Consider the following 24,056-nt stretch of genomic DNA (forward strand, 5'->3'; position numbering starts at 1 on the left):
CATATAAAAATCAAACTTGTAACATAAAAAACACTGAAAAATCATATATGCACCTATTTGATTAATATTTTAGAGATAAAACTTATCCATCTATTTTATGTCGATAATCCGACTCGCTTTCTTATATTGAATCCGCCAACCAGACCATGTTGGAAGCTCCCAACGCTTAGGCGATAGCTTTCGACTCCCCGACTGATAATGCACATGAATTAGCTTTCTTGCAGGGAAGTATTCAACATCAAGATGTAAGTCAGCAAGGCTCAATGCAAACGGGTATTTTTCCGCAAACTCTGGATATAGCCAAATTGGAATTCCATCAAACGGCATATCAGAATGTTCAAACATTTCCAACTCGCAGACATCCGTGACACCTAACACTTCAAGTTGTTCTATAAACCATAGCTCAAAGTTCATTTGGTCAATTTCTGGTCTGTATTGGACTTGTTCATCGAGCCCAAGTTTCACATACAGCTGCCAATGTTTGATTTCTTGAGTACGAGCTTGTGCAAAACCGGGAAGATGGGCGCCTTTTAACACAAGATCGACGATTGGCTTTAATGATAACTGACCTTCTGCCGCAGTAAGCTTGCTCGTAATCGTACGGCCTGCGTACACCAAAGCCATCTCAGTAAAGACGCCATCATCATTAACCACGGTTTCACCTTGTTGCCACTCTCCCATCTCCGCTTCAATCATAAGATCCAAAGGAATAGGTGCAGTGACCGTAGCTAAGGTCAGTGTTTGCTTAACGCCTCTTCCCGGCAAACTATGGGTATCAAGCACCAACATCGCTTGTGCATTGTCCGGGAAACGATTCTGACGACCGAGCACCACCTCTAACGTTCCATTAGCAAAGGCTTCTTTTCGTTTCAGTCTGCGTACGAACACCAGTTCTGGGTGAAGTTGAACAATAGTGTTAAGCAGTTCAATGCGTTGGAAACGTGACGCGACTTCTAGCTGAGGAAGCTCAAACACCTCCCGCATTTGCTTAGCCAGTCCTTGTGCTTCATTCAGTGCCTGTTGGTCGATGTCTAAATGCGGATATTCGCGACCACGCACAATCTGAATCAACAGGCTTAAATCACACCCTTCTTTCTCTTTTTGCGCTAGTGCTTCAAGATGTTCTGCATTGTTCGGTAACTGATACAAGCGAGCCGGAACGGACAGCGCCGCCGTGAGATCCACCATCGCTTCTTTAAGTGCTTTGGTTTTGATTCGCGTGACAATATCGGCATACAAAGCATCAATCGGCAGCGGGTAGAGCTTTTTGCCGTGCTCAGTGATTTGATGGTCGGTATTAATCGCTTCCATCATCAACAAGGTTTGTGTTGCGCTGTTTAACGACTTCTCGGGGATTGGATCAAGAAAATATAAGCTCTCGATCGAGTTGCCACAACATGCCGCGGCCAACATAGGTTCGGTTAATTCTTCGCGTTGCAGTTCGGGCGGTGTCACTAACTCCAACACTGCATGCTCACCATATAGACGCACACAAACACCATCCATCACCCTGCCCGCACGACCAGCTCGTTGCTTGGCACTGGCTCGTGATATGGATTTAAGCATCAGAGTCGTTCTACCGTTTCGTTGAACGGTGCGTCTTTCTAATCCTGAATCTATCACAACACCAATGTCAGGAATGGTTAACGAAGTTTCTGCCACGTTGGTGGCAAGAATGACTTTCCTCAAACTGTCGCCGTCGTTTTTAATTTCGATATTACGACCAGCGAGCGCCAAATCTCGCTCTTTATCACTGACCGATGCGTGCAGTTTCACCACTTGGATATCTGGATTCTTTGCCAAGGCTTGTTCGCATTGCACGATCTCTTTTTTACCTGGCAGAAAAACCAACATATCGCCAGAAGAAGCGATCAATTGATGATTCACTTCTTCGGCGATGCGCTGCTCTAGATGTCGAATATCAGGCAGTATTCTGGATTCGTTCGCTCGGTGTTCAATATCCACTTGATAGGTGCGACCTTCGCAGCTTATCCGACCCGCATTCAAATAGTGAGCGAGACGTTCCCCTTCGATGGTTGCAGACGTGATCACCAAGCGATGGCTCTCTTTTTGTTTCAGAATCGCCACCAGCAAATCGATATCCCAACGCCTTTCGTGAAATTCATCGACAACGATGACATCAAAGCCAGCAAGCCCATCTTCAGATAGCCAGCGCAACGCGATACCGGGAGTAACAAAAACAACATTGGTTTGCTCGTTGTATTCCGATTCAAGCTTAATCGCATAACCCACTTTACTACCAAGCTTCTCGCCCGATTGCTGTGCGAGATATTTAGCCAGTGAAGTACACGCGATACGCCTTGGTTCAACCACCAGAACTCGCCCGTGTTGGGAAGCCCAAATTGGTAAGCGCGTAGATTTACCTGATCCGGTTTCAGCCTCTACGACAAGGTGAGAATCAACGATTTGTTCGTGGAATACGTTTTGATAAGCATCGATGGGCAGTAATGACATAAAGAGGGAAAGTCGCAAAAAGTGTGAGCAAAGTATAACGAATTATGACGTTCAAATTCGATAAGTGTGGGACATGGGTAAGAATATCATTTTGTTTGCAAAGATCGGAGGGAAACTATTTACAATTGAATAACTAAACCGTTATCATTTTTCAGTTACCCTTTCTCCCATATTAGGCATCCAATGAACAACGATAAACGCCCTCTATATATCCCTTACGCTGGTCCTGCTCTACTAAGTACCCCTCTTCTAAACAAAGGCAGTGCATTCTCTGCTGAAGAACGTAGCTCTTTTAACCTTGAAGGTTTGTTACCGGAAACAACCGAAACAATCCAAGAGCAAGTTGGACGTGCGTACAAGCAATATTGTAACTTCGAAAGTGATATGGATAAGCATATCTACCTTCGTAACATCCAAGACACAAATGAAACGCTTTTTTATCGTTTAGTTCAAAACCACATTTCTGAAATGATGCCTATCATTTACACGCCTACAGTTGGCGCAGCATGTGAGAACTTCTCAAATATTTACCGTCGTGGCCGTGGTCTGTTTATCTCATACCCAAACCGCGACCGTATCGATGATCTACTGAATAATGCGACAAACCACAACGTTAAAGTTATCGTGGTTACGGATGGTGAGCGCATTCTTGGTTTGGGAGACCAAGGCATCGGTGGTATGGGTATTCCAATTGGTAAGCTAGCACTTTACACAGCTTGTGGCGGTATCAGCCCAGCTTACATGCTACCAATCGTGCTTGATGTGGGTACCAACAACCCTCAACGTCTTGCAGACCCAATGTACATGGGCTGGCGTCACCCTCGTATCACAGGTGCTGATTACGATGCATTCGTTGAAGAGTTCATCCAAGCGGTTCAACGCCGTTGGCCAGATGCTCTAGTTCAGTTCGAAGATTTCGCACAAAAGAACGCAATGCCATTGCTTGAGCGCTACAAAGATCGCATCTGTTGTTTCAACGATGATATCCAAGGTACAGCAGCAGTAACAGTTGGTTCTCTACTTGCAGCATGTAAAGCAGCAAACACCAAACTTTCAGACCAACGTATTACCTTCTTAGGTGCGGGTTCTGCTGGTTGTGGTATTGCTGAAGCCATCATTGCTCAAATGGTGTCTGAAGGTATCAGCGATGCACAAGCTCGCTCTCAAGTTTACATGGTTGACCGTTGGGGTCTGCTACAGGAAGGCATGCAAAACTTGCTTGATTTCCAACAGCGCCTAGTACAAACCAACGCGAACACCAAAGATTGGGAAAGCGACGGTACGGGTTTCTCTCTACTAGACGTTGTTCGTCATGCTAAACCAACCGTATTGGTTGGTGTATCTGGCGCACCGGGTCTGTTTAGCAAAGAAGTCATCAAAGAGATGAACCTTCACTGTGAACGTCCTATCGTATTCCCACTATCAAACCCAACAAGCCGTGTTGAAGCAACACCAAACGACATTATTCGTTGGACTGATGGCCAAGCATTGGTTGCGACAGGTAGCCCGTTTGAACCAGTAACTCATAACGGCACCACTTACCCAATCGCTCAGTGTAACAACAGCTACATCTTCCCTGGCATCGGCCTTGGTGTATTGGCTGTGAATGCTTCACGCATCACTGATGAAATGCTGATGGAATCAAGCCGTGCGCTTGCAACGTGTTCTCCACTAGCCATCAATGGTTCAGGTGCTCTACTTCCACCATTGGAAGAGATCCACACCGTGTCTAAAAAGATCGCTCTTGCTGTTGGTAAGAAAGCTATCGAACAAGGTGTTGCACTAGAGATCACTGAAGAAGCACTACAACAAGCGATTGACCAGCACTTCTGGCAGCCGGTTTACCGTCGTTACAAGCGTACTGCATTCTAATAAAACGTGCTGTACTTTGAATAAAGCGTACTGCGCTTGGAATAAAGAGCGTTAACTACTCTTATAAGAGCCTCTGCAACTGCAGGGGCTTTTTTCTTTACATTGTCTTGTCTTTTTAACTGATTTTTCTCATTTTTATTTGGTATTATCGAGCACTCAAAAAATTATGCTCATGCACAAAGGACCTTACCGAGAGTGAAATTCGATTCTCATATCTTTCGCAACTACTTACCTAAAGCTTGCAAGAAACTGCAAGGCTTTTTGTATGGCTCTTTCCTAGTCTTTCTGGTGGGCAGCGCTGCGGTTATTGCGATCGATTTTTGGGTTTCATGGCAGGCTAAAGATCGCATCATCTACGAAATCGATGAAGTACCTGAACGCGAAGTCGCCGTTGTGCTTGGCACCAGCAAATATTTAGGCAGAACACTCAACGATTATTATAAATATCGAATTGAGGCCGCAATTGAGCTTTTTGATCGTGAGAAGGTCAATCAATTCTTACTTAGTGGTGACAATGCTCATCGTTCTTACAATGAACCTTGGACGATGAAACGCGACCTATTGAGAGCGGGTGTCCCCGACGAGCGTATCAATCTGGATTATGCTGGCTTTCGAACTTTGGATTCCATTGTTCGTGCTAAAAAGATATTCGATACCGATAACTTCCTCATCATCACTCAAGAATTTCACTGTGAAAGAGCACTGTTTATCGCAAATTCTTATGATATTCATGCGCAATGTTTGGCGGTTTCCGGTCCAACTCATCACTCAGGCCTCTCAATACGTTTAAGAGAAGTTTTTGCACGAACCAAAGCGTTTCTTGATCTGTATATTATGGGCACGACACCCAAATTTTTAGGGCCTAAAGAACCGATTCAGCCGAACCCAAAACAAGAATCATCCCCGATTCCTAGCCCGATTGCAGACCCAGCAGATACCGATGTGTAGAAACCTACACATTTTAAATTTGTTGCCTCACACTTCCCCACTGTTACACAAAAACACACCAACACGCCTTTATTAACTTAAGTAACATTCTCCCAACAAAGTCTGACCCTACATCAAGCCATACACCTCGAAGCTTTTTACTTTGAGGACTGTATAACTTGAAAACAAGATTCCTCGAAAATAATAAGCACCACTCAATGAAGTTGGTGCACCAATAAAACGAGGATAAACAAAAGGAGCGTCTTATGACGGCACTTGTTACTACACTGAAACACTGGTTGTTTACCCGCAACAGCATGATATTAATCGGCAATTTCGCGTTATTTGCACTTTTGATCAATACCCTCCCGTTCGAAACACAAGTGAACACTGGCCTAAGTATTCTCGTGTTTGTTGCGATCTTATGGTTAACCGAGGCTATCCACGTCAGCATCACCGCTTTGCTCGTTCCCCTATTGGCTGTCTTGTTCGGTGTATTTAACACGCCCGCTGCTTTGGCAAACTTTTCCAACCCAATCATCTTCCTATTTATGGGTGGTTTTGCCCTTGCCGCCGCACTCAACAAGCAAGAGCTAGATAAAGCGATTGCTGACAAAGTGCTGATACTAGCGAAAGGTAAAATGTCAGTGGCGGTATTCATGCTATTTGGTGTGAGTGCTGGATTATCAATGTGGATTTCAAACACAGCGACCACCGCGATGATGCTGCCTCTTGTTCTCGGTATCATGAACAAAGTCGACCAAAGTGAAGACCGCAACACCTACGTATTCGTACTACTAGGTATCGCTTACTGTGCATCGATCGGTGGTATTGCAACCGTGGTAGGTAGCCCACCGAACGCAATCGCAGCTGCAGAAGTTGGCCTGAGTTTTACTGAATGGATGGCGCTTGGCCTACCGATCACGATGATCTTACTGCCAGTCGCGATGATTATTCTGTATGTGATGACTAAGCCAAAGCTTGACCACAAATTCGAGCTAGACCACGCTCCTGTTGAATGGACGAACAGCAAGAAAATCACACTGTCTATCTTCCTTCTAACGGTAACGCTTTGGATATTCGGTAAGCCAATCAATGCAATGATCGGCGGCTTCTCGAAGTTTGATAGCTTGGTTGCGATTGGCGCGATTGTACTGCTTGGCGCTTCTAGAGCGGTCGAGTGGAAAGATGTTGAGAAGACAACGGATTGGGGCGTATTAATCCTATTCGGTGGCGGTATCTGTTTAAGTAACATTCTGAAAGCGACCGGAACCAGCGTATTCCTTGCGCACTCTCTTAGTGGCTTTTTAGAAACAGCTGGCGTACTTCTTACAATTCTAGCGGTAGTAGCGTTCGTCGTATTCCTAACTGAATTCGCAAGTAACACAGCCAGTGCTGCACTGCTTGTCCCAGTCTTCGCAACCATTGCTGAAGCACTAGGTATGTCGCCAGTTATCTTGTCAGCTCTGATTGCTGTTGCTGCTTCTTGTGCCTTCATGCTGCCAGTTGCGACACCGCCGAATGCGATTGTCTTTGCTTCTGGTCACATCAAGCAGAAAGAGATGATGCGAATCGGTATGGTGTTGAACCTAGTTTGTATCTTAATACTGACACTGTTCGCTTGGATCTTCTGGTAAGCACGAACGCCTTATAGTTAGGCTCTACCTAAACTGGCTGCAGCTCCCCCGCTCAGCCAGAATAAAAATAAAACGCTTTTCCCTTTTGGTGGCCCCGCGTCACCTTTTTTGTTTTGGCTACTGGCGAAATAAAACAGCTCATCACTCTTCAGAACAACCTCATTAAATCGCACTGGGCACTAAGCGCGTCCAACCTAACAGCAGCATAGAAGCACACATAACCCAAACAACAGTGGCTAATGAGAGTGTCGACACCAAGTTATAGCGATAACTGAACACATAAACCGCGCCAAGATAAGCCGCGTATGGCACAAGCGAAAACAGCCCAAATAGCGCCGTTGTGCGTAACTCCACCATAGTTTGTTCAGTACCAACAATGTAATGAGCAATCAAAGCAAAGGTAGGAAACAACGGCACTAAGCCAGCGATGTAAAAGCTCTTACTCTTCGACAACAGCGCAATCAGTAAAACGGCAGCCGCACCAAGCAAGCATTTAAAAAACAGTGAGATCATTTCAATACGTTATCCAATAAACCAATAAACCAATAAACCAATAAACCAACAAAGGCTCTAGAGGGTAAACTCATATAGCGCCCATAAAAACGCCACACGTCACATATGCACGTGTGGCTTATAAAGTAATCGACACAATTATCAGATTAGTGACTCAAGATCACCTGATTTCGCCCAGAATGCTTCGCTTGATATAAGGCTTCATCAGCGCGTGCGATCGTCTCCGTCACCCTCTCTTGCTTCATTTCAGCAATGCCAATACTGCAAGTGAGCGAGTCGCCATGGATCCAAAGATGTTGGCTAACCAAAAGTCGAATCTTCTCAGCCTTTCTTTGCGCTTCACCCGCTTCGGTTTCAGGGCAAAAAACGATAAACTCTTCACCGCCCCAACGCACCAATTTATCTGTCGCGCTGATAGAACTGCCCACCACCATACTGAACTCACGCAAAATATGGTCGCCCATTTGGTGTCCGTATTTGTCGTTCACACTCTTAAAGTAATCAATATCTAAATACAGCATGCTCAGCTTTCCATGGCCCTGCTTCACATGCTGTGACTGCATCTTCAACCAATCACGAATCGCGTGACGGTTGAGTATTCCAGTCAACTCATCTCGGTGAGCCATTTCTGAAAACTCGAAGTTTTGTTCTCTCAATGCTCGATTGACGTTCTTCAAGTGATGATGTCTTTTCTCTGCAATCACCATACGCTTTCTTGATCGGTGCAACTCTGAAAGCAGGAACACTGTGCCCGTACCTACCCAAACAAACAGCAAGATCATAAACAAGCTTTCACCCGTGATATACGTGCCTTCGAACTCAATACTGCGTATGACAATTCGATGGTGACCAAGCTTCGCACCCGATGCCGTCGCGAATTCGACCATGTTGACGTTCGAATACTCAGGCGCGGAATGCTCCAACGCAATATCGTTATCGGCGAGCCACCATGTCATCACTTGTAAATTGTCGATCGGAATCTCAATAACTCCGCCATCCACGCCAGGCGAAAACTCCATACCGTTGTACTTATGCGTGTACTCGTCATCAGGAATTGAGTAAGCGGGATTATAGTTGCGTAGATACGTTCTTAAACGACCGCTTGAATCCGCTTCCGCATGATAATCAATATTCACTCTAAAGGTGTGGTACTGAGAAAGGTCAAGGCCAACCGTGATGTCTGGGTTAATACGAATCGATAGGCCGCAATAAGGCCACGGATACTCTGACTCTTTAAGCTCACAATCGAGAATATACTGCCCATTTTGATAGGATAATTGGGACGTACTGACGCCTCTATCGACTTGATCGCTGGTCGCAATAAATTCATATTGGTCGGGCGTAATTGCCGTGATCACACGATTTCCGCTCACACGGTAATACTGGACAATCGCCAGTGTCGTGATAACTAAAAAGATGACTATTTTATGGATCCACTTCACGTCTAAGCTTCCGGCTTAAGGTCCCTATAGTTGGGATTTCACGATAAAAATAAGTTAGGTAAATTAGTGATCTTAATGCCAATAATTTACTAAAAAACGTTATATCACGCCTGAACAAAATGTCATACCATAATTTTATCCGCGAATTATTCACGCCGAGAATCAAGTAATATTGCGTATAAAAACAGGCTCTATTTGTTATACTCATCGCATAATCATCGTTAACCGTAGCGCCTGCTGACAGAGCGTCCGAGTCGACGAAATAATAATCAAAATACAACGAGTAATGTCATGTCTTTATTAGCAAAAGGAACACTCAAGAAAATGAGTGCTTCGCTCGATGGTGCGGTTACCTACCGTTTACCTGTCGGTGAAGAGTTTGTAGAGCTAAACCCTCTGATTGGTAAAACCATCAACCTCACTCACACCGGTAATATTTTTTGCTGCTCGTGTGGCAAGAAAACCAAGAAAAGCTACTCTCAAGGCCACTGCTTTGTGTGCATGAGAAAGTTAGCAAGCTGCGACATGTGCATCATGAAGCCAGAAACTTGCCACTACGATGAAGGCACGTGTCGTGAGCCTGAATGGGGCGAAGCGAACTGCATGGTTGATCACTTCGTTTACCTGTCGAACACATCAAGCCTTAAAGTGGGTATCACTCGTCATACTCAAATCCCGACTCGCTGGATTGACCAAGGTGCCACTCAAGGCCTACCAATCTTGAAAGTGAAAACTCGTCAGATCTCTGGCCTGATTGAAGTTGAGTTAGCGAAACATATTGCTGACAAAACTAACTGGCGCACCCTGCTAAAAGGCGATGGCGACGATATGGAGTTGGTAGAAAAAGCCAAAGAACTTTTGCCATTGGTTGAGGATAAAATCCAAGAGATCAAAGCGAAGTTTGGTGACGATGCTATCGAGATACTAAGTGAGAACATCACGTCACTCAGCTACCCAGTTGAACAGCACCCAGTGAAGATTGTCTCGCACAACTTTGATAAGAACCCAGAGGTGACAGGTGTACTTCAAGGCATTAAAGGCCAATACCTAATCCTAGATACGGGTGTGATTAACATCCGTAAATTTGGCTCTTACGAAGTTGAAGTGTCTGCATAATTTGTAGAGCTTAAGCGTTTCTCATAGTGAGAACAGCTTAGCTAATAGCCAAAACTAACAATGCCCTGAAGCGAACACTTCAGGGCATTTTCGTTAAGAAATGTCTTCATTTTGAAACATTAATTCGAGGAATTAATGCGCAACCACATCGCCACACACGCGATTCTTGCCAGCCGCTTTCGCTCGGTAAAGAGATTGGTCAGTTAGGTTAACCAGCGCGTCGATAGAAACAGTGCCCTCGCAAGCTCGACTATCACTCACTCCGATACTCACGCTCACATTAAAACGAACTTGCTCATCAATCTTAAATTCGGTTTGATTAAACTGTTGGCGAATCAGATCAGCGACTTGATGAGAAACTTGAGGTGACGCGTTAGGGATAAATACAATGAATTCTTCACCGCCCCATCGACCCGTTACACCACCCGCTTTCTCGACATTACGCTTGGTAATATTAGCCAAAGCGCAAATAACCTCGTCACCCACCATATGCCCGTAAGTATCATTGATCGATTTGAAGTCATCGATATCCAACAACATACATGCGAGATGAGTGCCTGAAGCAAGATGCTCCCGTAACCATTCATAAATGGCTCTTCGGTTAAGCAAATCAGTCATTTCATCGTAATTCGCTTGGTGAACCAACCGCTTTTCCAGCATCACTTTTTGAGTCACGTCTTCAAGCACAACCTGAACGGCTGGCTGATCTTTCCAAGTAATCGCATTGTCGTAAATATTAAAAAACCGATGAACACCGTCGAACCCAATATTTTCAACCACCGTGCTCGTACCCGACAGTTCACCAGACACAATCGCTTGATAGTGCTTATAAATGCCATCTGTATTTTGCTGTGGCACCAACTCAAGAATGGATTCCAACGCTAAGACTTGCTCGATGGAAGATCCACCTTGCAGTTTGACCCACGATTGATTGACCATCAACGGCTTAAAGTCTCGGTGAACCAAGATGCCCTGCCCTGATTGCATGATCATATCGTGGTACATCTGGTCTTGCTCACGCACCACATTTTGCAGCTGAATCGCAGGAGAAAGATCGATGACGGTTACTTGCAGTGCAGGCCTGCCTTGCCACTCAGTGACATGGTCAATAGAGAACACCGTAAACTCTCTGCCATTGCGATCAATATTGGTATAGGTATGAACCTGAGGGTCTCGTTGACCACCGACGGTTTCTAGATAATTCTTATAGGCCGCAACATGAAAATCTTCTGGAATGAGATCCAGAAAGCTATCAATATTAGACAGTAGTTCTTCGGGGGATGAGTACCCATAGATGCGAGCATAATTAGCGTCAACACTAACTACATTCATATCTTGAATAGTTATTACACCGTACGTGGATTCAAAATTTATTGAAGACATGGCCAACTCCGCACTCTCGCTATACTCTTCAAACTGGAGCATAACAACAAATCCTGCCAACGCTTCCACACAATCTATCACGCGTTAGGGACATTAATATTTCCTGTAGTATATCGTACTGTTGCGGGCTTCTCTACAATTCAATCACTAGCACGAGTCAACAAAAGTAGACAAGTCTCTCAATCCTATTGTTCGCGTCAGAAAACAGAAAAAGATAACCTATATCTATGTAACTATTATCTTTTTCTAATTTTGGTTTTAAATTGAACGACGTAAGCCGTTCGTTACTCATTCCAATCGGAAAAATAAGCGACTAAGAAGTCGATAGCCAGCCTTGCTCTTTGTGGAAGAAAGCGACGGTTCTGGTATACGATCCAACTGCTTGTACCTGCTCCCCAATATTCTTCTAGCACTGGAACAAGCTTTCCATTGGCAAGACCGCCATTGAAGCTGCTTTTGGGAAGATAAACAATGCCAAGCCCTTCTTCACAAGCTTTAAGTACCGCACTCGAGTTATTGCTTTTCCAACGCCCATGCACGCGCACCGCATTTAACGGTTTTCCGTCTTTCTCAAACAACCACTGATCACTGTTGGCAATAATACAGCTGTGCAACTTCAACTGTTCAGGCTGTGTTGGAGAACCGAATTGTTCGATGTAGTTCTGACTCGCGGCCGCTGCCATTGGGCGATCCACCAGCTTCCTTGCCACCAAACCCGAATCATCAAGTCGACCATAGCGAATCGCGAAATCAATACCATCTTCGATGAAGTTAACCATATTGGTATTGAAGTTCATTTCGATAGTCAGATCAGGGTGGTCTTTCGCAAATTCCATCAGCGCCGCGGCAACATGATTTTCAGCAAACGCACCCGCAGCACTCACACGCAAAGTACCACTCAGCTGAGCTTGTTGAGATGTGACTTGTTCATTCGCCTGTTGCAGCCCAATAACCAGATCTTTGCATTGCTGATAATAGGTATGCCCAGACTCAGTCAAACTCACCATACGAGTGGATCGAGCCAGTAAAGCCACACCCACCCGCTCTTCTAATCTCGATACTTGGCGACTGACATGGCTGGTACTGCACCCCAGTTGTTTCGCGGCCGCAGAAAAGCCGTGACACTCGGCTACCGCAACAAATTCATTAATACCTTCAAAGCTATCCATACTTCACCTGTTTACATCTAACGAGTTCACATCCGACTAATTCACATCCACTATTGCTATATAGCAATAATGTTTTGCCTACACAGCATATTATCACTCAAATGGTTTACTACTAGTATTACAGGTAACGAAACAGCGGTATCTAAATCAAAACAACGACGCTGAAACCAAACAAACGTGCTCAAAGGAACGAATCATGAAAAAAATACTAATCCCAGTAACTAACCACGCAACATTAGGCGATACAGACCAAGCGAACGGTACTTACGCTCCAGAACTGACTCATGCACTGAAAGAGATCATTGCTGCGGGTTTTGAGTACGACATCGCGTCTATCAAGGGTGGTAAAGGTCCACTGTATGGAACCGATATTGAAGGTGATTCAGTAAACGCAGAGATCTTGGCGGACGATGACTTCCAGAACCGTATTAACAACACAATTCCTGTAAGCCAAATTAACGTAGAAAGCTACGATGCCATCTTCTACCCAGGTGGATTCGGCCTACTTTCTGACTTAGCAACCGACGAGCAATTCGCAACGATTGCAGCTAAACATTATGAAGATGGCGGTGTGATCGCATCAGTATGTCACGGCCCAGCAGCACTGCTTCCGATTGTTCTGAGCAATGGCGAGAAGCTATTAAGCTCTAAATCGGTGACTGGCTTTACTCGTGAAGAAGAGATCGACTTTGGCACCATCAATGACATTCCGTTCTTATTGGAAGAGTCTCTTGCTCGTAGCGCAGCGCGTTTCAACAAGGTTCAACCTTGGCATGAGCTTGTGATTGTTGATGAGCGAGTGATTACCGGTCAGAACCCAACCAGTGCGCACGCAGTAGGTGCAGCTCTAGTTAAGCAGCTGTCTTAGTTCAATCACGGACTTTTCGATTAGCGATTAGCGATTAGCGATTAGCGGCTTTAGCCTTAATAGACTTTGCTAAACAAATATAAGTTAATGAAACAAAAAGAGCACACTTCCCACTCAATATTATTGAGAGAAGTATGCTCTTTTCTAATTCTGTAGCTATTAAGTGCTAGTGACTTCTTGCTAATTACTTCTGCTAGTGGCTTCGCAAGATCCCTTCAAGCACATTGAACAACAAGTCGATCTCTTCAATCGAGTTGTAATGCATACAACCAATACGCACCACGCCCTGCTCTTCAATACCCAACTGCTTCACCAGTCCTAATGCGTAGAAGTGACCATTCCACACACAGATATTATGCTCACCCAGCTTCTTAGCGATGAACTCTGGAGAATGGTTTTCAAACGTAACGGCAAAGGTTGGCGTTCTTAGATTCGAGTCAAACTCGGTTTTTCCGTAAAGCTTTGCCCCTTCAAGATCGGACAAGCGTTTCAGGAAGTACTCACTGAGTTGGCTTTCATGCTTATTATACAGCGCGTAGCTTTGCTCTAAACGAGAACGCAATGAATCGGCGGGATCGCCTAACTGCGCCAAGTAATCTACCGCCGCAATCACACCGGCAAGGCCTTCAAAACTTTGCGTGCCAGTCTCAAATCGACCTGGGCCGATATTGGTTGCAGGCTCTACCTTGTAAGGTTTTAGAGTATGAAGCCATTGAGGCGCAACATAAGCAATGCCAACATGCGGGCCGAAGAACTTATACGCTGAACACGCTAAGAAATCACAATTCAATTGCTGAACATCGATCAAATGGTGTGGCGCGTAATGCACGGCATCGACATAAACCTGCGCACCATGCTGATGTGCAAGCTCGATCACTTTTGCCATGTCGACAATAGAGCCCGTCGTATTCGAGGCAAACGTCACCGCGACAAGCTTGGTTTTCTCGTTAAGTAGCGATTCAAAATGTGCCATATCCAAACTGCAATCCGACTCGTCTACGCGAACTTGGCGAACAATCGCGCCTTTGTCGTCTGCCGCTTGCTGCCAGCTCGATACATTTGAGTAATGGTCTAACGCAGTGACGATAACTTCATCGCCCTCTTTCCAATCGCGGCTGATCGCTCGGCTTAGTTGGAAGGTCAGCGATGTCATATTCGCACCGAACACAACGTTGCCAGAAGACTCCGCATTAAGCAGTGCTTGCGCCGCTTCTCGCGCTTGCTGCATTAAGCTTGTGGTCTTTTGGCTAGAAAAATAGTGGCCGCCTAGGTTTGAATTGAAATGGCCTAGGTATTCGGTCATCGAAGCTAAAACATTTTCTGGCACCTGAGATCCACCCGGACCATCAAAAAAGGTCACAGGCTTACCGTTATGATATTGGCCTAAAGCACTAAACTGTTGGCGTACATCATTAAGAGTGAAGGACATTGCGCGCATCCTTAGCCGTTAGAACAAACACATCCATATAGCCCATCTTATCGTGGTCTATGGTACGAATCGGCTGTGCATTATGCCAAAGCTTACTGTCTGCCAGCATCGCAACCTCACCATCGCCTAATACTTTTCTAAAGAATGGCGCTTCATGTGAGTCTTGGTACAACATGATTTCGCCACCCACAATGTTATGTCGGTTCACACCAATTAAAGCGATGTGGTCAAAACCATCTTGGTGAACCCCTTCAGGAGCAACCTGTGTTTCTTCAAAAATAGCGGCAATACGAATTTGATGGATTTCGATTTCTTGCCCGTCTTCAAGTCCGTTGGTTTCAATAAACAGTTCACACATTTCTTGCATGCCTTCACTGCTTAGAATATTCGCTTCAATCGGCTCGAACTGACGAACAACGTCACCTTGAAAGTGATTAATGTTTTCAGACTGAACAAAGTTATGTTTGTCTTGCTCAACGACTTGTCCATTACTGAATTGAACCACCGAGTACCTTCTCAATCGAAACTGACCATCCGCATGCTCTGTGCTTGGAAGCTTAGAGAATGATGGTGACAACTCCTCAACCGCGTGGTTACTGAGGTTGGTAATATGTAGGGTATTTTCGTGAGCATGTAACATCATCGACTCCTTAATGATTGTTAATTAACTTTCGATATTTAACGTTTTGTTTACATAAAGGATACTTGAAGATCTTGTCAAATCAACATTAAACAATCATTTATCCCGTCAGATTTAATAATTCAGACACTAAATCTAACTTAAAAATCAAAACCAGTGTATAACACCAGAATAAAAGATGACCAACTCTTAAAACTAGCACACTCCACTAGCTAGTTATAAATCCCTACAAATTTAAATTTAACGATATTATTAACTAACAAACTATGTTTCATATTGTGTCAGCCCTTTCGCTTCAATACGCCAGCCTCCTTACCTGAGTTCAGGCATCACGTTCACCATCATTAATTTCTATGCTTTTGCACAATGAAATACGACCTATCTATCAGTTGCCAAGCTATTGATTATTTACACAACAAACTGAAATTGGTTAATTTATGAGTAAGCCAGAAACCAAACGCCTTTGCTTGCGCGTCTGGAACAGGTCGAGTTCGGGGGGAACTCGGCCGCCCTCAAATCAATTTGCTTCCTTTCAGGTCGTGGCTTCACTGTCCTTTCTCGTAATAAGCTTTTATCTAGAGTCTTGATGGCCTGAAGTGTGCTAGCGCTAGGTGCCCCCCTTTCTCTGACAGTTTGTTGAATAAGTTAGTTTTGCCTATACAAGCAACGTATTTAAACAAGTAGGATCACAGTAGTTAGTGAAATGTCCACTCAGGCTGGATCAGAGCACTACGGAACAATGTCATTGATAACGCATCACAGACCAGAGTCGCGGTCATTCTGGTGTTCATTGAGCAACCAACTGCTTGCCGTGAGTACAAGTCGATAACAACGGCTAAATACATCCCACCTTCACTTGTCGCTAGATAGGTAATATCTCCAGCCCATTTTTGGTTCGGTGCTGTCGCATTAGAGTCTTGCTCAAGCAAGTTCGGCGCAACAGGAAGCCGATGCTTGCTGTCTGCCGTACATTTGAACTTACGTGCGACAGCAGCGACACCGACTTTGTCTGCTAACTTAAGCGTTTCGACTTTAAATTCAGGAGTATGTTTGATTCGTGTTTTCTTAGTTGTCATTGTTCACCTCATTAGTGATTGTACTCACTTAACTCAGTGTCCAAATTCTGGTGCGAATCCAAGGATATGGTCGTTTTAATTCGCCAAGAAGGTGATAAGTCAGCACAAACAATTCAAATCAAATCAAATCAAATCAAGCACTACATAAGCTCAGAAAAATTGACGGATAAAGCTTTACTAGAGAGTACGCGAGCACACTGGAGCATTGAAAATCAGATGCACTGGAGATTAGACGTTGGTTTTTAAGCAAATGAGTGTCGAATACGTCGAGAGCAAGCTGGTGAGAACTTAGCTGTTTTAAGGCATATTGCTTTAAACCTGCTGACGGAAGAAACCAGTTTAAAAGCTGGGATAAAAAGAAAGTAGAAAAAAGCGAACCGTAGCAACAGCAACCTTTCTCGAGTCCTTGCAGGGCAAGGTGCTTCGTAATCTTGCCCTATTTACTAGGCACTAAAGAATCCTCTTCCTATATAGATATTCTGCATAGCTATGTTTTTTGTTTTAGTTATAAAAACTGTCTCGCGTAGCTCATCAGAAATTGAGTTTTGGCAAATTCACTAAGACTTAATAATCAGTCTTTAGAAATAGATAACGCACTATATAGCTGGCTATAAAACGGTGATAAAAAGTAGATAAACTAATGATAAAAGAGCAAAGCGAATTAACTCTAACCACTTGTTATAAAGGTAAAATTTAATAATTAGTTTTTGATTACCCTTAATTTATAACAATGTGTAGATGTTTCATTAGTATTTGTCTCACACCTACTCAATGAGAGAAACAACATGACAAATAAACTACTTAACCTTTCTATTGTAACGCTTGTAGCATTTTCTACATTTGCTCAAGCAGCAAATGATGACATTTTAGATACAGCATCCACAACAGCAGAAATACAGGTTGAGTCAACGATTACTTGTGCCGATTTTTTAGAACTAGACCAAGAAATTATCCCTATCAGCGTTAACTATTTAATGGGTTGGGATTCAGAAACACAAAGTATTGATACTCATAAAGTTGAAGATTTTGACACTATCGATATCACTCAGATTGTGGAAATTTGTGAACAAGAACCAACGGCTTTAGCGGTAGAAGTTATTGAACAACAAACCGCAAAAACAAACGCAAAAAAAATTGAAAAAGCACTGTAGGACTAAATAATGAACTCAAATAAAACAATCGCTATCGCACATACTCATGCTGACGCAGAGCATTTAGTCACTCAGTTAGCAAAGCAGGGTTTCCCTATTGATAAAATGTCGATTATCGGCAAAGGCTATGAAACGGAAGAGCATGCTACGGGCTTCTACAACATTGGTGACCGAGTCAAATCTTGGGGTAAAACCGGCGGTCTATGGGGCGGTATCTGGGGAGCGCTTGTTGGTTCTGGTCTTTTTTGGTTGCCGGGTGTTGGTGCTGTACTTGCTGCAGGTCCATTTGTTGCCACGTTAGCAGGGGCAGTTGAAGGGGCAGTCATCACTGGTGGGTTCTCAGCATTGGGCGGTGCCTTAGCGAGTGTTGGAATTCCAAAAGACAGCATTATTAAATATGAAGCTGCAATAAAAACAGATAAGTACCTAGTCATGCTTGATGGTACTGAACAGCAATTGCTTGATGCTCAGGTGTTTATTGAAGATCACCCTGGCAGTTCAATTTAATTAATACACTACTTTAGCTTATGTTTTTGAATACTCACACTGCAACTAGGTGTGAGTATTCAACTGAATAGCCAGTAGATAAAGGTTCTTTTAATATACGAAAGCAATTTTTATTTTTCGAATAGCTTTTGATGACTAAAGGTAACATCATGGGCTGTGGAACGACCACTAATTTACTTTTCATTCAAAAGTTTGTATTAAATTCTTGTAATCGATGTCTCCGTATTTACCTGATTGGTAGTCCTTATATGCGGTGACAATTTTCGTTGCTGTTAATAATAAAATGGTCTCTTCAAACTTCGGGCATTTTGTATCTGATCTACCACATAAACCTTAGACATCAAATTAATCGACTTTCCATATCTATATTTATTCATAAGTCGCTAATATTCAATTTTCCAAAACTCATTTATGTCCAAAAGCAAGCTTCAGAACCCGTAATTCGTCTGCACCCACTACACCATACAAGCATCTTCAAGGTCGATTTCAAAATCAACGGGTGGCAGGTTTACTAAATGCTTGTTCGTTGCATTCAGTAGTTCGACTTTCGCGGGCTTCCCTACTTCGTTTGTGTAGATAGTCGCTAGATAAAGCTTGTCTGAACGGTGGAACGCATCGTGAAAGCTCACTTCTTTGTTTAGCAAACTGGTTAGCAATGGTTTGGTTACCGGAATGTAAGCCCACTTAATGCATTGGCCGTTGTCGTAGTCCCCACTCCAATACACCATAAACCTTTGAGTGTTTTCATTCTTAACCGAAAAGCACTTCGGCCCTAAGACGTCTTGATACACTTCCAGTAGTTCCAATTTACCTAGCTGTGTGCCTGTTGGGAGTAAGTTCATCGCTCGTTCCTCATCTTTCTAACGTTGCCTATCAAACCTTGCCTATAATCTTATAGTTAAACACTGTTTTTATATACAGTTATTTGGATGTATTTTGATATGCCCGTTCGAAATCGAAAAGACGGCAGCAACAATCCATGAAGAAGACGGTGGGTTCGCCGATCTTTAAGCCACGAAAACGTTTGTCTCCATTAAGTTCTAACGTATAACGATTAATTACACTTCAGCCCTTGTTTAACCTTTTATTGCCTCCATATTTTCCATACAATCCTAAGCGATTATAAAATAAAACAAATTCAATTTCGGAGTCCTCATGAGCGACGTAAAGCACTGTAATTTATTGATTCTTGGTTCTGGCCCTGCTGGCTATACAGCTGCAGTTTACGCTGCTCGTGCAAACCTAAATCCAGTACTGGTTACCGGTATGCAGCAAGGTGGTCAGCTTACAACCACAACAGAAGTAGAAAACTGGCCGGGTGACGCTGAAGGTTTAACGGGCCCTGCTCTAATGGATCGCATGAAAGAGCACGCAGAGCGCTTTGAAACAGAGATCCTGTTCGACCACATTAACGAAGTAGACCTATCTAACCGCCCTTTCCGTCTTAAAGGCGATTCTGGCGAGTACACGTGTGATGCATTGATCATCTCAACAGGCGCATCGGCTAAGTACTTAGGTTTAGAGTCTGAAGAAGCATTCAAAGGCCGTGGCGTTTCTGCTTGTGCAACGTGTGATGGTTTCTTCTACCGCAACCAGAAAGTGGCGGTAGTTGGTGGTGGTAACACGGCTGTTGAAGAAGCACTTTACCTATCTAACATCGCATCTGAAGTTCACCTAGTTCACCGCCGTGACACGTTCCGCGCTGAAAAGATCCTAGTAAAACGTTTAATGGACAAAGTAGAGAACGGCAACATTGTTCTTCACACTGACCGCACGCTAGATGAAGTTCTAGGCGACGACATGGGCGTAACCGGCGTTCGCATTAAAGATACTCAGTCTGATAAGACAGAAGATATCGAAGTAATGGGCGCATTCATTGCTATCGGTCACCAACCAAACACTGAAATATTCAAAGGCCAAGTCGACATGAAAGATGATTACATCATTGTTCAGTCAGGTCTTGAAGGTAACGCGACACAAACCAGCATCCCTGGCGCATTCGCTGCGGGTGACGTAATGGACCACAACTACCGCCAAGCAATCACTTCTGCTGGTACAGGTTGTATGGCTGCACTGGATGCTGAACGCTTCCTAGATGGCCTTAACGATAAGTAAATCTGAGATTGCAGATTTGATTATCGGTGCTCTCGCCTCAGTAGATGCAGGGCGTCATCACATTTTGTTGTAAATCCCTAGAGCCCAGTGGTATATCCACTGGGCTTTCTTTTGTATACTAGCCGCCCTCAACAAATAATAATTATCATTAAGCCTTCATAATGGATAAGAAAAAACAACGCAGCTTGAACAAGTGGCTTAAGCAACAGAGTAAGTTAGCGAAACGCTGGCTTATGATTGCGATTAGCCTTGGCGTACTTTCAAGCGTGTTCTTAATTGCTCAAGCAGCTCTTCTCGCCTCTATTCTTCACCAGCTGATCATCGAAAATGTCGATAAATCTGAACTGGTTGGTCATTTCGCAGGCTTGGCATTATCGGTCGTTGGCCGTGCTGGCTGTACATGGGGACGTGAAATCGCAGGTTATCGCTGTGGTGAACAGATCCGTGTCTACATAAGGCAACTCATCCTAGATAAGTTACGCGAGTTAGGCCCTGCTTATATCAAAGGCAAACCTGCCGGTACGTGGGCAACCCTGTTGCTAGAACAAGTAGAAGACATGCAAGATTTCTTCTCTCGTTACCTACCTCAGATGTCTCTGTCGGTAATGATTCCATTCATTATTTTGGTTGTGGTGTTCCCAGTAAACTGGGCAGCAGGACTGATCTTCTTGATTACTGCTCCACTGGTGCCGATGTTCATGGCACTTGTTGGTATGAAAGCGGCCGATGCAAACCGTAAAAACTTCAAAGCGCTGCAGCGTCTTTCAGGTCACTTTTACGACCGTTTGCAGTCGATGACAACCATTCGTCTATTTGACCGCACCAACGCTGAAACAGAGGTACTGAAAGGTGCATCTGAAGTGTTCAGAACGCGTACCATGGATGTGTTGAAAATCGCTTTCTTGTCTTCTGCGGTACTTGAGTTCTTCACGTCTATCTCTATCGCGATGACGGCGGTTTACTTTGGTTTCACTTACATCGGTGAGCTTAACTTCGGCCACTACGGCGCAGGCATTACGCTATTCGCAGGTTTGTTTATCCTTATCTTAGCGCCAGAGTTTTACCAACCTCTGCGTGACTTAGGTACTTTTTACCACGCGAAGCAACAAGCGGTTGGTGCAGCTGAAAGTATTGTCGAGTTCTTAGAAACAGACATCACTAAGGTTAAATCAGGCGACACTCAACTCGATTCAGCTCAAGGCATCAATATTGAAACTACCGACCTAAAAGTGTTAAGCCCTGAAGGTGTTCAATTAGTCGGTCCTATCTCGTTCGCACTTAACACTCGCCAATCAACTGCGTTAGTTGGCCCAAGCGGTGCGGGTAAAACGAGTTTGATCAATGCTATTCTTGGTTTCATGCCTTATGAAGGAAGCTTGAAAATCAATGGCATTGAATTGCGTGACCTCGACTTAGCCTCTTGGCGTAAAACGATTAGTTGGGTTGGTCAAAACCCATTACTACTGCACGGCAGCATTCGTGACAACGTCACTCTAGGTAAGCATGATATTGCTGACCAAGTTGTCGAAAATGCTCTTGAGCAATCATTTGCTAGCGAGTTCGTTAACGAGCACGGCTTGGATTACATGATTTCTGATCGCTCTGGCGGCCTGTCTGTTGGTCAATCTCAGCGTTTAGCTTTGGCTCGCGCAATGATTCAAGACGGTCAGTTCTGGTTATTAGATGAACCAACAGCCAGCCTAGATACTCGTAGCGAACAGTTAGTGATGAAAGGCATCAATAGCAACATTGAAAGCCGCACTGCCCTACTTGTGACGCACCAACTCGCTCCTCTTAAATCGGTCGATAATATTCTGGTTATGCGCGATGGTGGTCTGGTTGAACAAGGTCATTACTCTCAGCTTTCGACTGCGGGTGGTTTGTTTGAAGAGATGCTGAACGCGAACTTAGCTCAACAAGATAATAAGGGTAATTTAGATGCGTGATTTACTGCCTTACCTGAAACTCTATAAAAAGCATTGGTTTGGCCTATCGCTAGGCATGCTATTGGCTTTTGCTACTCTGTCGGCTTCTATCGGCTTGTTAACGCTATCGGGTTGGTTTATTTCAGCTTCTGCGGTTGCAGGCCTTACGATTGCGCGTGAAACCTTCAACTACATGCTACCGGGTGGCGGTGTACGTGGTTTGGCAATGAGCCGTACTGCGGGTCGTTGGGGTGAACGTGTTGTCAGCCATAATGCAACATTCAAACTGTTAACTGATTTACGTATCTTCTTCTTCAAGAAGCTGGCTCCACTGATCCCAGGTCGTATCTCAAACCTTCGTGATGCTGACCTTCTCAACCGTTTGGTTGCTGATGTAGACGCCATGGATCACGTGTACTTACGTTTAGTAAGCCCAGTGACGGTTGGTGTGTTCGGGATTTTCTTCCTGACTCTGTTCTTGATGTGGTTTGATAGCTCGCTTGGTTTGATCTTGGGTTCTATCCTTCTGATCATGCTGTTGGTTTGGCCAATCTTGTTCTACAAGCTGGGTAAGCGTAACGGCGGTGAACTGACACAGAACAAAGCTGATCTTCGTGTGACTACGCTAGATTGGATTGAAGGCTACAGCGAACTGACTCTGTTCGGTGCAGAAGAACGTTACCGTAATGCGATTCTAGAAACACAGCAGAAGCTGATGGCGAATCAGTTTGTGAATGCCAACCTAACCGGTATGGCTTCAGCTGCACTGATGCTGTTCAACGGTTTGACGCTTGTTCTTATGCTTTGGCTTGCGGCTGACGGTGTGGGTGGCAATGCACCAGACCCGTTCATCGCGCTAATGGCGTTCGCTACTATGGCAAGTTTTGAACTGCTGATGCCTATCGCAGGCGCGTTCCAGCATTTAGGTCAAACTCTGTCTTCTGCTCGTCGCTTGAACGAAGTGATTCTGTCGGAACCTGAAGTTCAGTTTGCTGAAGAGAAACTCGACATCAACAAGCCGCTTGATATTACGTTCTCAAACGTGACGTTTAACTACCCTGACTCTGAGCGCAGTGTTCTGAATGCTGTCGACCTAACGATCCCTGCCACGAACAAGGTTGCGATTGTTGGTCAAACGGGTTCTGGTAAATCGACTCTGATTCAGCTTCTGACTCGCTACTGGGATCCTAAAAAGGGCTATATCTCAATCGCGGGCATTGAACTGACACAGTGGAACGAATCGCAACTTCGTGAATCAATCAGTGTAGTTAGCCAACGTGTCGACATTCTAAATGGCACTTTGCGTGACAACTTGTTGATTGCAAGACCAGAAGCAACCGATGATCACTTAGCGAATATCCTAAAAGACGTTGGCCTAGAAAAGCTGCTTGAGAATAATGCACTTGATAGCTGGTTAGGTGACGGTGGTCGTCAACTGTCTGGTGGTGAGAAGCGCCGTATTGGTATAGCACGTGCCATTCTTCATGATGCCCCTATCCTGCTTCTAGATGAGCCAACAGAAGGCTTAGATAAGCAAACAGAACACAGCATCATGGCACTGTTCGAGAAGCACTTTGAAGGCAAAACTGTTATCTTCATTACGCACCGTTTGATTGGTCTGGAGTCGATGGATTCTATCGTTCTGATTGAACAAGGCGAGATTGTTGAAAACGGCTCTCATGAGAAACTGTTAAACGAAGCAGGACGTTATTTCCAACTTCGTCAGGCAATCTAGTTAGCCTGCTTTCACAGCTTAAGTAAATTATTCAAAGCCCGAGTTTATACTCGGGCTTTTTATTGCCCGTCAACTT

General features: G+C 44.4%; 18 protein-coding genes and 1 pseudogene. 10 read left to right on the forward strand and 9 right to left on the reverse strand.

Annotation, left to right across the window (positions count from 1 at the left end; genetic code table 11):
* Positions 1-90 precede the first annotated feature (90 nt).
* Positions 91-2,475: a helicase-related protein gene (locus tag AC3CKG_RS09850; RefSeq protein WP_488528276.1), complete on the reverse strand. Its 2,385-nt coding sequence runs from the start codon at positions 2,473-2,475 to the stop codon at positions 91-93.
* 183 nt (positions 2,476-2,658) lie between these two features.
* On the opposite strand from AC3CKG_RS09850, the gene AC3CKG_RS09855 reads away from it, so the two are divergent.
* The 3 genes from AC3CKG_RS09855 to AC3CKG_RS09865 all read left to right on the forward strand — a co-directional run bounded on the left by AC3CKG_RS09855 (position 2,659) and on the right by AC3CKG_RS09865 (position 6,911).
* On the forward strand, positions 2,659-4,347 hold the full coding sequence (locus AC3CKG_RS09855) for an NAD-dependent malic enzyme (protein WP_017110915.1): 1,689 nt from the start codon (positions 2,659-2,661) through the stop codon (positions 4,345-4,347).
* Between the two features lie 195 nt (positions 4,348-4,542).
* The gene (locus AC3CKG_RS09860) at positions 4,543-5,295 is read left to right on the forward strand and encodes a SanA/YdcF family protein (protein ID WP_065111147.1); all 753 of its coding nucleotides are present in this window, start codon (positions 4,543-4,545) and stop codon (positions 5,293-5,295) included.
* Between the two features lie 245 nt (positions 5,296-5,540).
* Positions 5,541-6,911, forward strand: a complete 1,371-nt coding sequence (locus tag AC3CKG_RS09865) for an SLC13 family permease (protein ID WP_017110916.1) — start codon at positions 5,541-5,543, stop codon at positions 6,909-6,911.
* Positions 6,912-7,073: 162 nt separating this feature from the next.
* On the opposite strand, the gene AC3CKG_RS09870 is transcribed toward AC3CKG_RS09865, so the two are convergent.
* Together AC3CKG_RS09870 and AC3CKG_RS09875 are read right to left on the reverse strand one after the other, a co-directional pair.
* Positions 7,074-7,424 (reverse strand): GlpM family protein, encoded by a 351-nt coding sequence (locus AC3CKG_RS09870; RefSeq protein WP_017106708.1) that lies wholly within the window; start codon positions 7,422-7,424, stop codon positions 7,074-7,076.
* Between the two features lie 146 nt (positions 7,425-7,570).
* A complete protein-coding gene (locus AC3CKG_RS09875; protein ID WP_065111145.1) occupies positions 7,571-8,866 on the reverse strand; it encodes a GGDEF domain-containing protein in 1,296 nt (431 codons plus the stop codon).
* Between the two features lie 291 nt (positions 8,867-9,157).
* Between AC3CKG_RS09875 and AC3CKG_RS09880 the strand changes: the two genes are divergently transcribed.
* Positions 9,158-9,982, forward strand: coding sequence for a DUF2797 domain-containing protein (locus AC3CKG_RS09880; protein WP_017110918.1), 825 nt, complete (start codon positions 9,158-9,160; stop codon positions 9,980-9,982).
* A gap of 132 nt (positions 9,983-10,114) precedes the next feature.
* On the opposite strand, the gene AC3CKG_RS09885 is transcribed toward AC3CKG_RS09880, so the two are convergent.
* Positions 10,115-11,407: a sensor domain-containing diguanylate cyclase gene (locus tag AC3CKG_RS09885; protein ID WP_102314992.1), complete on the reverse strand. Its 1,293-nt coding sequence runs from the start codon at positions 11,405-11,407 to the stop codon at positions 10,115-10,117.
* 242 nt (positions 11,408-11,649) lie between these two features.
* Entirely contained in the window at positions 11,650-12,534 is an 885-nt protein-coding gene (locus AC3CKG_RS09890) for a LysR family transcriptional regulator (protein ID WP_102278048.1), read from the reverse strand.
* A 196-nt stretch (positions 12,535-12,730) separates the two neighbouring features.
* Between AC3CKG_RS09890 and AC3CKG_RS09895 the strand changes: the two genes are divergently transcribed.
* Complete coding sequence (locus tag AC3CKG_RS09895; RefSeq protein ID WP_102486484.1) at positions 12,731-13,402, forward strand: type 1 glutamine amidotransferase domain-containing protein; 672 nt, start codon at positions 12,731-12,733, stop codon at positions 13,400-13,402.
* A 193-nt stretch (positions 13,403-13,595) separates the two neighbouring features.
* Here the strand turns inward: AC3CKG_RS09895 and AC3CKG_RS09900 are convergent, their stop codons facing one another.
* The 3 genes and pseudogenes from AC3CKG_RS09900 to AC3CKG_RS09910 all read right to left on the reverse strand — a co-directional run.
* On the reverse strand, positions 13,596-14,831 hold the full coding sequence (locus AC3CKG_RS09900; protein WP_017078680.1) for a cysteine desulfurase-like protein: 1,236 nt from the start codon (positions 14,829-14,831) through the stop codon (positions 13,596-13,598).
* Positions 14,815-15,471 carry a 2OG-Fe dioxygenase family protein gene (locus tag AC3CKG_RS09905; protein WP_488529246.1) on the reverse strand — a complete coding sequence of 219 codons (657 nt, stop codon included), beginning with the start codon at positions 15,469-15,471 and terminating at the stop codon, positions 14,815-14,817. The genes AC3CKG_RS09900 and AC3CKG_RS09905 overlap by 17 nt, the downstream gene beginning before the upstream one ends.
* A gap of 731 nt (positions 15,472-16,202) precedes the next feature.
* Positions 16,203-16,466 (reverse strand): annotated as a pseudogene (locus tag AC3CKG_RS09910) (DDE-type integrase/transposase/recombinase); the annotation flags it as partial.
* Between the two features lie 866 nt (positions 16,467-17,332).
* On the opposite strand from AC3CKG_RS09910, the gene AC3CKG_RS09915 reads away from it, so the two are divergent.
* Positions 17,333-17,698, forward strand: a complete 366-nt coding sequence (locus AC3CKG_RS09915; RefSeq protein ID WP_065111139.1) for an HdeA/HdeB family chaperone — start codon at positions 17,333-17,335, stop codon at positions 17,696-17,698.
* 9 nt (positions 17,699-17,707) lie between these two features.
* On the forward strand, positions 17,708-18,205 hold the full coding sequence (locus AC3CKG_RS09920; protein WP_017110936.1) for a DUF1269 domain-containing protein: 498 nt from the start codon (positions 17,708-17,710) through the stop codon (positions 18,203-18,205).
* A 455-nt stretch (positions 18,206-18,660) separates the two neighbouring features.
* Here AC3CKG_RS09920 and AC3CKG_RS09925 read toward each other — a convergent pair whose 3' ends face one another.
* Positions 18,661-19,047: a DUF6575 domain-containing protein gene (locus tag AC3CKG_RS09925; protein ID WP_488528277.1), complete on the reverse strand. Its 387-nt coding sequence runs from the start codon at positions 19,045-19,047 to the stop codon at positions 18,661-18,663.
* Positions 19,048-19,360: 313 nt separating this feature from the next.
* Here AC3CKG_RS09925 and trxB point away from each other — a divergent pair, with 313 nt between their 5' ends.
* From trxB to cydC, 3 genes are all read left to right on the forward strand, one after another.
* The gene (trxB, locus tag AC3CKG_RS09930; RefSeq protein WP_488528278.1) at positions 19,361-20,320 is read left to right on the forward strand and encodes a thioredoxin-disulfide reductase; all 960 of its coding nucleotides are present in this window, start codon (positions 19,361-19,363) and stop codon (positions 20,318-20,320) included.
* 161 nt (positions 20,321-20,481) lie between these two features.
* The gene (gene cydD, locus AC3CKG_RS09935; RefSeq protein WP_488528279.1) at positions 20,482-22,266 is read left to right on the forward strand and encodes a heme ABC transporter permease/ATP-binding protein CydD; all 1,785 of its coding nucleotides are present in this window, start codon (positions 20,482-20,484) and stop codon (positions 22,264-22,266) included.
* Positions 22,259-23,980, forward strand: coding sequence for a heme ABC transporter ATP-binding protein/permease CydC (cydC, locus tag AC3CKG_RS09940; RefSeq protein ID WP_102544017.1), 1,722 nt, complete (start codon positions 22,259-22,261; stop codon positions 23,978-23,980). Before cydD ends, cydC begins: the two co-directional genes overlap by 8 nt.
* The last annotated feature ends 76 nt before the right edge of the window (positions 23,981-24,056 follow it).

It is taken from the genome of Vibrio sp. QJM3NY_15 (assembly GCF_057785995.1).

Excerpts from the sequence above, each read along its gene's own strand:
- AC3CKG_RS09890 (WP_102278048.1), bottom strand. The coding sequence starts at position 12,534 with ATGGATAGCTTTGAAGGTATTAATGAATTTGTTGCGGTAGCCGAGTGT.
- AC3CKG_RS09905 (WP_488529246.1), bottom strand. The coding sequence starts at position 15,471 with ATGTTACATGCTCACGAAAATACCCTACATATTACCAACCTCAGTAAC.
- AC3CKG_RS09880 (WP_017110918.1), top strand. The coding sequence starts at position 9,158 with ATGTCTTTATTAGCAAAAGGAACACTCAAGAAAATGAGTGCTTCGCTC.
- AC3CKG_RS09925 (WP_488528277.1), bottom strand. The coding sequence starts at position 19,047 with ATGAACTTACTCCCAACAGGCACACAGCTAGGTAAATTGGAACTACTG.
- AC3CKG_RS09920 (WP_017110936.1), top strand. The coding sequence starts at position 17,708 with ATGAACTCAAATAAAACAATCGCTATCGCACATACTCATGCTGACGCA.
- AC3CKG_RS09915 (WP_065111139.1), top strand. The coding sequence starts at position 17,333 with ATGACAAATAAACTACTTAACCTTTCTATTGTAACGCTTGTAGCATTT.
- cydD (WP_488528279.1), top strand. The coding sequence starts at position 20,482 with ATGGATAAGAAAAAACAACGCAGCTTGAACAAGTGGCTTAAGCAACAG.
- AC3CKG_RS09870 (WP_017106708.1), bottom strand. The coding sequence starts at position 7,424 with ATGATCTCACTGTTTTTTAAATGCTTGCTTGGTGCGGCTGCCGTTTTA.
- AC3CKG_RS09865 (WP_017110916.1), top strand. The coding sequence starts at position 5,541 with ATGACGGCACTTGTTACTACACTGAAACACTGGTTGTTTACCCGCAAC.
- trxB (WP_488528278.1), top strand. The coding sequence starts at position 19,361 with ATGAGCGACGTAAAGCACTGTAATTTATTGATTCTTGGTTCTGGCCCT.
- AC3CKG_RS09850 (WP_488528276.1), bottom strand. The coding sequence starts at position 2,475 with ATGTCATTACTGCCCATCGATGCTTATCAAAACGTATTCCACGAACAA.
- AC3CKG_RS09900 (WP_017078680.1), bottom strand. The coding sequence starts at position 14,831 with ATGTCCTTCACTCTTAATGATGTACGCCAACAGTTTAGTGCTTTAGGC.
- AC3CKG_RS09885 (WP_102314992.1), bottom strand. The coding sequence starts at position 11,407 with ATGCTCCAGTTTGAAGAGTATAGCGAGAGTGCGGAGTTGGCCATGTCT.
- cydC (WP_102544017.1), top strand. The coding sequence starts at position 22,259 with ATGCGTGATTTACTGCCTTACCTGAAACTCTATAAAAAGCATTGGTTT.
- AC3CKG_RS09855 (WP_017110915.1), top strand. The coding sequence starts at position 2,659 with ATGAACAACGATAAACGCCCTCTATATATCCCTTACGCTGGTCCTGCT.
- AC3CKG_RS09895 (WP_102486484.1), top strand. The coding sequence starts at position 12,731 with ATGAAAAAAATACTAATCCCAGTAACTAACCACGCAACATTAGGCGAT.